A 12,721-nucleotide genomic window follows, 5' to 3' on the forward strand; every position below is an offset into this window, starting at 1 on the left:
CTTGTTTCATCATTCAAATTGCCCATATCCTACATTTGTTTTTGCTCCAATACCTAAGTCTAATAATATTTCTTCGAATAAAGATTTTTTTTCCTCTTCTCCCAAGATACCTTCTTTTAAATCAAATTTAAATTCAAAAACAGCTCCTGGAGCAACTTTTAAAAATCGCAAAGGTTTTGGAGCTTTTAATGGGTTATCTCCATGTGGACATAAATAATCATCTTCAAATATTTTATCTTTTACTTCTACTATTTCTGCATCATAAAAGATATCTCGATCTTTCATTGGTATTTTTTCTCCACCTTTTATACCTTCAAATATTTCTAATTCAATCTCTTTTAATTCTTCAAAAGAAAAATCCTTACTTAAAATCTCATTAATATACTCTCTTTTTCCCTCTCTTTTTTCCTCATCATCTTTTTCAGAAGGAAATACACTCCTTAATACACCTTTTATAGATGAACCTGGAATCACAGGTAATCCTGTAGTATAATCAAAGAAAAAACCAAGTTTAAAATCTTCTTCCAATCCACTATCATGATTATATCCACTTCCAATTAAAAGACCTGGATAAGTTATTTTTAATTTAAAAGTTTCTAAGTCTTTAACTTCTTCTTTATTCGTTTCTGTATTTAATTTATGGCTTAAAATATTTTCAATAACTTTATCTTCTCCTTCTTTACCATCGTTTAACTTTTTAGCATTTCCTTTACAAATCTCTAATAATAATTTTTCCTTATTTTCATATAGCTTTTTATAAAATAGATATCCTACATTTCCCATTTCACTCATCTTTATCACCTATTTTCTCATTTTCATCAATCTGCTTATAAACTCTTATTGCAAGTTTTACCGCAATAGAGGCATTTATTATATCTTTTTTCTTTATTTTTGCATCAGTTCCATTGTTTTTTATTAGTTCCTCTAATAAAATATCATCTTTTGAATTTTTTTCTGTTTTTATTTCCTTAGATTTTAAGTCATATCCTATTAAATTTCCTATTATTCTCATCAGTTTTTTTCTATTTATTGCAACATTATCAGTTTTGCTAGTTTCCTTTCTCTCATAAAAGGCAACTGCTGGAATAAGTCCGCTTTGGATTATTGAAGCTCCAAAATTTGAAATATAACCTTTTAATTCTTTAGGAACACCACCTTTATTTTTTATATCAAACTCTTTTTCTAATAATTCCATAGCTTTGGATATTAAATTTTCTATAACTTTTTTATCACTCACTTTTATCACCTTCTTTCGTTTTTAACTTTTTAATTTTACAAGCTCCATATCCAATAGTTACATTCCCACCAATATGGATTAATTCACCTCCATTTTCATCAAAAAGTATTTTTTCTTCGAATTTTTCCTCTAAAGTTTTACCTTCAACTTTTTCTTCAATTCCTTTATCTATTCCAAAATAAAATAGAGATTTTCTTGGAACAATTTCTTCATACCATAAATTTTGGCTTTCACCATTTTCAAGGTGATTTCTTGCAATCACCGGAAGTTCTGACACTAATTCTTTAAAATCCTTATATTCTAGTATTAATATTTCTTCCTCTCCTTTTTCTTTATCTATATCTTTAATGAGTTTTTTATATTTAATATACTTTTTAGTTTTATATCCTTCTACTTCTTTCTCTTCTTGAAATTCTTCATTTTTAAAATCTTCAGTCTCTTTGTAAAACAATTCCATCATCTCTTTAAAGTCATCTAATATTTCTTGACAAGTTACTAAATAATAAGGTCTATCTAATGCTCTTGCTGGAATAGCCAATAGTTTTGCTGGAAAAAATTTATATTTTCCTTTTTGAGTTTCATTTCCAAAACCCTCTATTAAATCATCACCACAATGTTCTTTTAATGCTCCTTTTAAACTTGATGAATTTATTGTAGGAAATCCCGTAATTACATCTCTTTGTACTCTAGTATCTATTAAACCAAAATCATTATCTCCACTTCCTACATGTAAATTTGTAAAACACTCTATTAAATATATATCTTTCTTGATTTTTATACACATTACTTTATCCCTCCCGTAATATAATTATATCCTATCACTTTTATATGTTTTTTATTAATAATTTCTTCTATTTTTTGTGATCCTTTACTAACATAAATTACACTTCCCCTTTTAAGAAGAAAATAAGGTTTAACTTTTTTCCCATCATTTGTCTTATAGTCATAAACGAAATTTTTAAAAAATTGTTTTTCGCCTAAAATAAAATCTACCTCTGTTTTTAATTTATAAAATTCATCTTCATTTAATATAATGTCACTTATGCAAACTATTCTTTCTTTAGATGTTTTATAATTTTCAACTAATCCTTCAAAATCTAAACTACTTTTAGTAATTTCAAGTTTAAATGGTTTCCCTTCTGCTCCAATATAAACTGTAGTTTTATATGATTCTTTCTCACTAATTTCAAATATATCTTCTTCCAATTTTACAAAAAAACAAAATTCAAAATTATTTTTTAATTTATAATACAGTTGCCTATAATATCCATTTTCTGTTACTTTAGTATCAATACCTATTCTTTCATCTTCCTCAAAAATATCATCAAACAAATATTTTTTCTTAAATGAGTTAAAACTTATTATTTTTCTATTTAAACCATTTTTAACTTCATAATTTTTTAAATTTGGAATAAAATTTTTATAATCTTTATCTGCTTTACTATCTTTATTTTCTGAATTAAAATAACAATTTCCTTCTGATTTTTCAAACTTTAATCCATAATCTAAAGGAGCTGGAGTAAAGATATTTCCATCTTTGTATAAAAATATAGGAGATATATTTTTTATTTTACCAAATCCATCTTCATTTTTATGCCCTTCTGCATTAAAACTCCCATTCCCTATTAACTTAACAATCTCTTGAGAATTCTTTGAATACTCTCGTCTATCTTCTTTATAATATCCAGTTACAATTAATATTTCTCTTCTCAACATCCCTAATATTGTAGTTTGTTGAGGAAAATATTCAGATTTTACATAATAATTTTTTATTGATTCTCTACCACTTGAATAATTAAAAGTTTCTCTTCCGGAAAAAAAATAGGAGTCTAATGGTTTTAATCTAACAAAATATATTTTTTTAGAAATAGTTTTGGTCCTCTTTTTTTTTGATTTATTTTTTTTCCTATTTCTCCCCATTATTCATCACCTCTTTCCGTTAAAAACATTAAAAATCTTAATAATTTTAATAAATTTTCTGTTTCTTCTTTTTTCCCATAATTAATAACAAGTTGTAAAATTTTATTAATTTCTCTAACTAATCCATTTATTTGCGTTTTATCTGTATGAATCTCTTTTTTAAAATTATTAATAAAAAAATTAGTTAATTTCTCTTCATCATTTTGTATTAATTTTAATAATTCAATTTGATTTTCAAGAGTATAAATAACTCCCTTTATTAATTTTTTATCTTTATTATCATAGTTAAATATTTTTAAAAACTCTTGAAACTTCTCTTTTTCAGCTTTGCTTAAAATAAATTCAATTGGTTTATTTCCACCTTTTAAAAGTTTTACTGCTGTAGCATTTTTACCTTTATATTTTTTCGCTTTTTCAAATAAAAGCGTTGCTGAATTATTGTATGCTTCATATAATGGATATTTATAATAATTTATAGTAATACCAAATGACAAAGTTCCTTTTTTGTTTGTTTTACCTTTTAAATTTTTTAATTTTTCTTCAAATATGTTAGACAAAGCAGTTGTTAATTCAAAAATATTTTTATATTCATTACAACTACTATTTATAATTGGAGCAAAAAAGAGTAAATCATCTCCACCTGCAAATATAGGCAAGCCCCCATAAATCTCAATTTCTTCTACTGATTCTTTTGCAAATTCAAATAAAATATTAGAAAAATTTTGATAATCTTCTTTAACTTTAAGTTCCTTAATTATAGCACCTATTCCATCTCCATCTGCTCTTACTACTGCATAATACTTATGGTGTTTTTTAAATTCAGCTGACATACTTTCTTTAAATATTTCATAACACTTCTCATCATCAGGATATTTATCATCCTCTTTGCCTTTATTAATTTCTTTATCTATTTCTTCAACTTTTTCCAAAGACTTTTTATAAATATCAGTAAAAGCAATTTCAGGAAGTGATTTTATTTCATACCCTTCTTCAAAAGCATCTTTTTCTAAAAAATCATTACTAACATCATTAATAAAATCAAATAAATAATCTTTATTTTCTTCAAATTGCATAAAACATATTTGTGGTTGTAATTCCATTACATCTAAATATTTAGATATCTCAAGAATTATATTATCTTTTGAATCAAGTTCTTTTTCCAGTGCATAAAAATTAATATATGTATCTAAATATTTTATAAATTCTTCTTTTGTTTTTTTATCTAAATTATCTTTAAACGCATTCTTTGCAAACTCTTCAAAAACACTATCTTTAATTTCTACTAAATCTTTTAATTTAAAATCTTTTTTTACTTCAATAATTAATCTATCATGAAATAAACCTGCTTTTTTAGGTTTTGTATAAATAGAATCATCTTTTGAATACGGCAAAATTAATTCTATTCTATTGTCTTGTTTTAATTTCCAAATAATTTTTTTCATAATATATGAAAACATATAACTAGTACGCCATGCACTACGTGTTTTTTTTGCTCTTGATATTGTATCTACTATTGGTCCTATCGTTACTCCTATATATTTAGTCATCTTTATCACCTACTTTTATAAATTCACCATTAATACTATTAATTAAAAAATCATATAAGTTAAACTCACTCTGTTTAGGGGTTCTACATTTCAAAAAATCTTTATCTTCATAAATAACTTCCCATTCTTTCCCTTTTTTCTCTTTATACTGTAAAATAAAGTTAAAGAGAACATCATATAAATATGATGGAATTTCATTTGGAAGCAAATATATTTTATTATCTATAATTTTAAACTTAATTGGTGATTGAAATCTTTCAATTGAGTCATTCGAAATCTTAAAAGCTATTTTTTTATTGTTTTCTTTTAATCCAAATTCTATATGTTCTGCTAATCCTAATAAAGCTCTTACATATCTGTACTCCTTAATTTCAGAATGAAAACTCCTATCATTATCTCCTTTCAATTGTTCATAATATAATGGATATTTTTCTTTCAATTTCTGTTTAAGAATCGCCTTTTCCCAACGATAATTTTCTCCAATATATTCTACTATCTTAGATTTTTTATATCCTCTAAAATTTTTGCCTGATTTTAAAATATTATAGAAATTATTTACATATTTAAGAGGCTCATTATCTTCTTTAGTAAAATATAAATTGTAATTTTTTCTAATAATTTCATCTACTTCATATTTATATTCAAAATATTTATCTTCTATTGAAAATTTATACTCTTCTGGGGTAAAAGAACCAAACCCTTTACTTTGTCTTGTTCCAAAATTTTCATAAACAAAAACATAAGGTAACACATTTTTTATTAGCTCCAATACTTTTTTATCAAAACTAAAGAACTCTATTTCAATTTCTCTATCTGAATAAAAAAAAGCAATACTTTCTCCAAAATAAGAAGTATTTTTTATATCATAAACTTCATATGAATTTTTTTTAATAACTTTAAGTTTATATTTTCCTATTTCAGTTTTATTATTAACAGGAAAATTTTTCTCAACAATCTCTTTTGTATCATAAAATAATTCTTTAAATTCATCCTTTAAATACGATTCTTTGATAAATTTATCAATTTTAGATTTTATTTCTGTTCCCCTTATTTGAAGTTGTTTTTGAGATATAGGTATATAGTCTTTTAAAACTTTTGATTCTTTGATAAATTTAGTTATCCTGTTTTGAATAATTTCAATTAACTCTTCATGTTTTGAAAAAATTTTAAAATCTAAAAAATTAATTTCTTTATTTTTTAATTCTCCAGAAATATCTTCTGGAATCTTTTTTTTATATGACAATGAAAAATCTAATTTTTTTGTTATCCTTTTAGTTTTCTTATTTATTTTAGAAAATTTTTTATATTCAACTTCCTGATTTCTAAATTCTTCTTTTAGAATATATTCCATTATTTCTTTATCTAAATTGAATACTATATTTTCGCTTTGAAAATGTATCAGCGGTGTATGTTGTTTTAGTTTAACAATTAACTTTGCCATAATATCCCCCTTTCTTTTTTATGCTATTATAAATATATAATATAATATAAACAATATTATTATAGATGTTAAACTCCACTTTTCATTTTGAAATTTTTTTGCTATTTTATTAATTATATTTTCTTTATTTTTTTTTGATTCATATACCAAATTATACAAAATTAAAATAGTTATTATAAAAGGAATAATTACAAAAAATCCCCCTTTTATAAATAGTTCATACTTATTATTAATATCTAATATATCTTTGAATCTATCCATTCCAATAATAGAATTAATTAAAGATGCTATTCCTATAGCTCCTCCTAATATTGTTATAATATTTAATCTTAATTGGAGCTTTCTGTCTTGCTTTAATCTTTTTTCACTCTCAAGCATAGAATAATAATTATATAATTCATAAATTTCTTTCTCTAATTCTCTTACAGCATCATTAATTCCCATAATATCTCGGACCATATTGTAAATTTCTATTCCTTGTTCTTGTGCTGTCACTTCCCTAAAATTCATTAAATTAAGAAATTCTAAATACTCTTTTTGTAATCTTCTAATGCTCTCAATATTCTCTTCCTTCATAACTTTTGATATTTTATTTTTAAATTTTAAAATAGTTGCTCTTTGCATTAAAACAATTATCATTATTTGATAATACATTGTTTTTATATGAGATAATAATATATTTTTAGGGAACCATCTTTCATTCGTAGCTACAACAAATGAATATCTGCTTATTCCAAATAAAGTTCCTTCTTCTATCCACCTATCATAACTATATTTTTTTAAATACTCTTTTATCATATTTTTACTCTTCAAAGAATTAAAGTTCCCATCTATAAATAAAAATTTTGCCCAATCTTCATTTGAAAAATAATTATATTCTTTACTGCTATTATTATACTTTTTTAATACCTCTGAAAATTCATCATTCCCATACCAACAAATAGTAAACATTCTATCATCAATTAAGGGTTTAATTTTATTACTTAATTCATCTCCTATTAGTTTTCTTATTGTTTTAGAAATTCTTATATTTTTACCATTTAAATAATTATAAAAATCTTCAGAAATTATATTTTCAATTTCCAATTCTTTTGCTAAAAAATTAGCTTTAGCTGATTCTACAGGAATAAATTGTGGATAAATTCTTCTCCCAAAATCATTTATTTTTAAAATATCTGTTCTCTCTTCATACTTATAATTTTCTAAATGAAATAAAAGTATTCCTACTCCTGTTTTAAATATTCTTATAGCAACACCTGAAATTTCAAGCTCATATTCCTTTTCATTTAAAATTTTTATTATATATTTAGCATTTTCCTTTATTTGTTTATTTATTAAATAAACACTTAAATCCAATTTATCAATTTTATCTTTTTGATTATATAAAAGTTTTTGAACAGCGGGATAAAAATATACAAATTCATTATAGTTAAAAATTTTATTTTTATCTTTTTGTTCTCCTTCTACATCAAAAGGGATATATTCCCATTTATTTTTTTCTAAAATTTTTACTGTCTTTTTTAAATCAAATTCATCTTCTTCAATAGTAAAGGGAAACATAAAAGTATGATGGCTAATTATATCTTTATCATTTTTTGCCATATTCGATCACCTCCTTTAAAATTTTTTCTATTTCTAAATTAAATTGATTTTCTCCTACTTCAAAATATCCATTTTCAGTCCCACCAAAATATATTTTATTTCTATATTTTTTATAATATCTTCCTCCAATCCCTCTTGCTTTTATTCCATAATATATAAACTCTCTGTCAGTACATATATAAATCTTATTATTTTATCTGTAATTGTAGAAAATTTATTAGTTAATAATGATTTTTATTAACATTTTCATTATAATGGTCTATTCACATATATTCAAAATTACAGTTGATATCTTCTTTTAATTCTATGCCAATAATTAATTTATCTTTATTTTTTTATTATTTCTTTATAGTCACTTAATTTTACTTTACAACTTAAATTGTTATAATAAAAAATTTCATTTTTATTAGTTAATATTTTTTTCATGGTATAAGTATTCTTTTGGTTGTATAGATAATTTATCATTTGATTATATTATATTTTATTATATATATCAATTAAAATTAATAATAATAATTTAATATATTAGATTAGTTAAAAAATTTATATTATCCAGTATGGCTAGATTAAAATAAAATCTTATAGTTGCTATATCTTGATTCCATTGATTTACATTCCAATATGGTAAGATTAAAATAGAAAAAACTACAAAATTCAAATGGATTTATTATATTTACATTCCAATATAGCTAGATTAAAATAAAAACAAATTTCAAAATGCCAGACAGAATATTAATATTTACATTCCAATATGGCTAGATTAAAATTTACGATGATAGTGTCATAATCCCTAACGATACAGTATTTACATTCCAATATGGCTAGATTAAAATAAATGTATTGTTTATTGATGGAGAAATTCAAACAGAATTTACATTCCAATATGGCTAGATTAAAATTTACCTCTTTATTCATGATTTTATAAAATAAAGTTTTATTTACATTCCAATATGGCTAGATTAAAATTCAGATAAAAAATCTTGATATTTTCCTTTAAAAATATTTACATTCCAATATGGCTAGATTAAAATCATTCTATCAACTCCAATTCTAAGTATATAAATATAATTTACATTCCAATATGGCTAGATTAAAATGCTGTGATATTTGTATTTATATTTAAATTGAAATAATTTACATTCCAATATGGCTAGATTAAAATTAAAGATTTTAAAATATCTAAATCATTGCTGCTATAATTTACATTCCAATATGGCTAGATTAAAATGATACAATAGCTTCTTTTAATACTCTTCATTTAGGTTAATTTACATTCCAATATGGCTAGATTAAAATTTACACTTAATTGTATCACTTCCTGATACTATTGTATTTACATTCCAATATGGCTAGATTAAAATTACAATTAGTGTTCCATTTAATTCTCCTATTTCTATATTTACATTCCAATATGGCTAGATTAAAATGTTTTGAAATTTTCAAAGATAGTAGCTATTATATAATTTACATTCCAATATGGCTAGATTAAAATTTCAATTCTATAATAAATACAATCAGATGCCCCTTCATTTACATTCCAATATGGCTAGATTAAAATATATTAAATCTCTGAAAAAATTCCCTGATTCTACATTTACATTCCAATATGGCTAGATTAAAATAAAAAATAAAAGGAGAGTGATAAAAAATGATAATTAGATTTACATTCCAATATGGCTAGATTAAAATTATCTAAAAATTCAACAACAGCCCCACCATTAAAAATTTACATTCCAATATGGCTAGATTAAAATCTTATTGTATCTACAATGTCATCGTGCTCTGCGTTATTTACATTCCAATATGGCTAGATTAAAATTGATAGAAACACCTTTGTCACCATTAGGTAAAATGGATTTACATTCCAATATGGCTAGATTAAAATAAAGTTAACCGAAGACATACTGGATCTATTATAATATATTTACATTCCAATATGGCTAGATTAAAATTAAAGTTATGCAACAAGTATTCGGGCCTGGAGCTGAATTTACATTCCAATATGGCTAGATTAAAATCAAAACGAAAAAGAGGTCAAAATATTTAAAATTAATAATTTACATTCCAATATGGCTAGATTAAAATAATGGTATTTCAAAAGATGAAGCTATGTACTTGCTAATTTACATTCCAATATGGCTAGATTAAAATACCTTCTGTTGATGAGTTACAGATTCCTTTTGAATATTTACATTCCAATATGGCTAGATTAAAATTAGAAAAACTATATTAGAATATGCACCAAATTCAAGATTTACATTCCAATATGGCTAGATTAAAATCTACAATAGCAAAAGCTAGTTTGCCTTTAGACTATGATTTACATTCCAATATGGCTAGATTAAAATTTTGTTGCAGCTCCAAGGTTAATTATTGCATTATTTATTTACATTCCAATATGGCTAGATTAAAATATATTTAGAGATATTGTTATAGTTGCATTAATATGAATTTACATTCCAATATGGCTAGATTAAAATAGAAACAGAAGATGACTCTGGAATACTATTTGATATATTTACATTCCAATATGGCTAGATTAAAATGGAACAAGAACAGCTGTAGGGGTAGAAAATAATGTATTTACATTCCAATATGGCTAGATTAAAATTAAAAATAGAAAAGTTGAAGTAATAGACATAAAAATTTACATTCCAATATGGCTAGATTAAAATTAAAAATAGAAAAGTTGAAGTAATAGACATAAAAATTTACATTCCAATATGGCTAGATTAAAATAAAGATACAGATTATTTGTAGAAAATATAAATTTGAGATTTACATTCCAATATGGCTAGATTAAAATGTGGACGATTAATGATATGACAGCCCAAGAAAATGTATTTACATTCCAATATGGCTAGATTAAAATAAAAAAGAGAAAAGCGGTAAGGCAGAGATAGCAGAAAATAATTTACATTCCAATATGGCTAGATTAAAATCATTTTTTTAAATTCTTCTTCATCCCCTCCTCTATCATTTACATTCCAATATGGCTAGATTAAAATTAAATGTAGAAGAAACACCATATAGGATAAAATAATTTACATTCCAATATGGCTAGATTAAAATAAATGCAAAAAGGTTTTAAAAATGCATTGCAAAGCTTATTTACATTCCAATATGGCTAGATTAAAATTTACATCTTTCAGTTATAGCGACACAACAGAATACAATTTACATTCCAATATGGCTAGATTAAAATATAAGTCCGAGAACTTGCCTCTAATTGATTTTTGATATTTACATTCCAATATGGCTAGATTAAAATAACGGCTTATAAAGGCTATGTTGTTTATTTTGCTTTATTTACATTCCAATATGGCTAGATTAAAATTTATTAATAATTTTGATAGTATTTAAACATTTCATTATTTACATTCCAATATGGCTAGATTAAAATGCCATCTCAATTTCTGTAGTATGCTTAAATCCCTCAATTTACATTCCAATATGGCTAGATTAAAATACGTGCCCTTATTTTACCACTCAATCCTTTTAAAATCAAGTATAAAATTCTTCATTCTGTCGACCTCGACACTTTTACTCATTTTTATAAGAAAAAATCTATTCATTTTCCAAAGTCCTAACAAAATCAAGCTATTCCCACGCTGTCGATCCCAAATAGTTTTTGCTCTATTACAGGTCGACAGTTTTTATAAAATCATTCTATAAAAAATTAGTTGTTTTATCATCTTCTATTCCTAAAAAATCTTTTCTTAACCATTTCCCTGAATCCTGTTTAAAAACAATAACAGAATCCATATCTTTTCTTATATATTTTGCTAATTCGTAACTCATTTCAATATACTTTGCATTTGATATCTCACCTTCAAAAACAGAATTTTGTATGTGATGAAGATACCTTTTGCAAGTTTTAAATATCCTCCTTAAAGCTTTAGAACCCTCTTTTGTGTCTGTAAATATTATATCATATACAAGTATAATATACAATAATATCACCACCAAATTTTAAATCCATCATATTCCTCCTCCCCGCTTAAGTGCTTAACTAATTTATATAATTCCAATCTTATTAAATGTTTATATGTAACATCTCTTTTTAATTTTTTATGTCTTATTGTTTTATTTAATCTCTCATCATACTCTTTTAAAATCTTTTTTCTTGCACCGTCTTTCATATACATATAATTAATTTCCTCAACAAAATCTTTTTCTGTAATAATATTTTTATTTAATAAATAAAATATCATTCTATCTCCAATTAATGGTTTAAAAACTTCTGCAATATCAAGGCTTAAAGAAAATCTTCTTTCTCCAGGCTCATGTAAAAAACTTACAACTGGAGAAAGTTGAGTATGATATATTTCTCCTAATACTGTTGTATATATTAATGTATTTACAAAAGACATAAGAGTATTTATCATATTATCAGGTGGTCTTCTTACTCTTTTGGTAAAATTTATATCCTGATTAATAATTGTATTAAAAGTTTTATAATAGGTTTTTCTAATATTACCCTCTTCTCCCATTATTTCTGTTATAGTTTTACATTGTTCTATCTTATTTCTGATTTTTGATATTTCATCTATATATATTTCCAAATCTTTATCTCTTTCATTATAATACCTTATATTTCTATGAATATTAAAAGAAGCTGTATTTATTATCTCTTTTGCAATCTCAACTCTTTTTTCATTATCAATATAGTGTTTAACTTGTTCTACAAATAAATATCCAGAATTAAGTTTTTCTCTTGGATAAAAACTACCTGTATAAAATCCATAATAATTAAAAAAATGTAGTATCACTCCATTTTGTGATAGAAAATTAATAAGTTTACTGTTTAAGTTTAGCTCTCCCAAAATATAAATTACATCCACATCTTCTATAGGTATATAATGATTTTCTCCATTAATTATAAAATTCAAACTATTGTCTTTTCTTTTTAAAGTTCCACTTTTTGAAAGGTAATAATTTCTTTTTATTTTAAACACCCCCTTAGAAATAGCT

The 12,721-nt window shown here is 23.8% G+C and carries 9 protein-coding genes and 1 CRISPR repeat array; all 9 genes read right to left on the reverse strand.

From position 1 onward, the window contains the following. Window positions 1–9 precede the first annotated feature (9 nt). Window positions 10–792, reverse strand: a complete 783-nt coding sequence (cmr6, locus tag RDY08_RS07475; RefSeq protein ID WP_307903747.1) for a type III-B CRISPR module RAMP protein Cmr6 — start codon at window positions 790–792, stop codon at window positions 10–12. Further along, the gene (cmr5, locus tag RDY08_RS07480; protein WP_307903748.1) at window positions 785–1,237 is read right to left on the reverse strand and encodes a type III-B CRISPR module-associated protein Cmr5; all 453 of its coding nucleotides are present in this window, start codon (window positions 1,235–1,237) and stop codon (window positions 785–787) included. Before cmr5 ends, cmr6 begins: the two co-directional genes overlap by 8 nt. Further along, the gene (cmr4, locus tag RDY08_RS07485; protein WP_307903749.1) at window positions 1,230–2,021 is read right to left on the reverse strand and encodes a type III-B CRISPR module RAMP protein Cmr4; all 792 of its coding nucleotides are present in this window, start codon (window positions 2,019–2,021) and stop codon (window positions 1,230–1,232) included. The genes cmr5 and cmr4 overlap by 8 nt, the downstream gene beginning before the upstream one ends. Continuing rightward, a complete protein-coding gene (locus tag RDY08_RS07490; protein ID WP_307903750.1) occupies window positions 2,021–3,157 on the reverse strand; it encodes a type III-B CRISPR module-associated Cmr3 family protein in 1,137 nt (378 codons plus the stop codon). Before RDY08_RS07490 ends, cmr4 begins: the two co-directional genes overlap by 1 nt. Further along, window positions 3,157–4,704, reverse strand: coding sequence for a type III-B CRISPR-associated protein Cas10/Cmr2 (cas10, locus tag RDY08_RS07495; protein ID WP_307903751.1), 1,548 nt, complete (start codon window positions 4,702–4,704; stop codon window positions 3,157–3,159). The genes RDY08_RS07490 and cas10 overlap by 1 nt, the downstream gene beginning before the upstream one ends. Further along, window positions 4,697–6,145, reverse strand: coding sequence for a hypothetical protein (locus tag RDY08_RS07500; protein WP_307903752.1), 1,449 nt, complete (start codon window positions 6,143–6,145; stop codon window positions 4,697–4,699). The genes cas10 and RDY08_RS07500 overlap by 8 nt, the downstream gene beginning before the upstream one ends. 18 nt (window positions 6,146–6,163) lie before the next feature. Then, complete coding sequence (locus RDY08_RS07505) at window positions 6,164–7,747, reverse strand: hypothetical protein (protein WP_307903753.1); 1,584 nt, start codon at window positions 7,745–7,747, stop codon at window positions 6,164–6,166. Window positions 7,748–8,290: 543 nt separating this feature from the next. After that, a CRISPR array of direct repeats spans window positions 8,291–11,216; the repeat unit is 30 nt; unit sequence ATTTACATTCCAATATGGCTAGATTAAAAT. A gap of 200 nt (window positions 11,217–11,416) precedes the next feature. Then, the gene (gene cas2 / locus RDY08_RS07510; protein ID WP_307903754.1) at window positions 11,417–11,701 is read right to left on the reverse strand and encodes a CRISPR-associated endonuclease Cas2; all 285 of its coding nucleotides are present in this window, start codon (window positions 11,699–11,701) and stop codon (window positions 11,417–11,419) included. A gap of 5 nt (window positions 11,702–11,706) precedes the next feature. Beyond that, on the reverse strand, window positions 11,707–12,696 hold the full coding sequence (cas1b, locus tag RDY08_RS07515) for a type I-B CRISPR-associated endonuclease Cas1b (RefSeq protein WP_307905455.1): 990 nt from the start codon (window positions 12,694–12,696) through the stop codon (window positions 11,707–11,709). Between the last annotated feature and the right edge of the window lie 25 nt (window positions 12,697–12,721).

Origin of the sequence: Haliovirga abyssi (assembly GCF_030295325.1) — a bacterium.
Taxonomy (GTDB): Bacteria; Fusobacteriota; Fusobacteriia; order Fusobacteriales; family Haliovirgaceae; genus Haliovirga; species Haliovirga abyssi.

Excerpts from the sequence above, each read along its gene's own strand:
- cmr6 (WP_307903747.1), bottom strand. The coding sequence starts at position 792 with ATGAGTGAAATGGGAAATGTAGGATATCTATTTTATAAAAAGCTATAT.
- cmr4 (WP_307903749.1), bottom strand. The coding sequence starts at position 2,021 with ATGTGTATAAAAATCAAGAAAGATATATATTTAATAGAGTGTTTTACA.
- RDY08_RS07490 (WP_307903750.1), bottom strand. The coding sequence starts at position 3,157 with ATGGGGAGAAATAGGAAAAAAAATAAATCAAAAAAAAAGAGGACCAAA.
- cas10 (WP_307903751.1), bottom strand. The coding sequence starts at position 4,704 with ATGACTAAATATATAGGAGTAACGATAGGACCAATAGTAGATACAATA.
- RDY08_RS07500 (WP_307903752.1), bottom strand. The coding sequence starts at position 6,145 with ATGGCAAAGTTAATTGTTAAACTAAAACAACATACACCGCTGATACAT.
- RDY08_RS07505 (WP_307903753.1), bottom strand. The coding sequence starts at position 7,747 with ATGGCAAAAAATGATAAAGATATAATTAGCCATCATACTTTTATGTTT.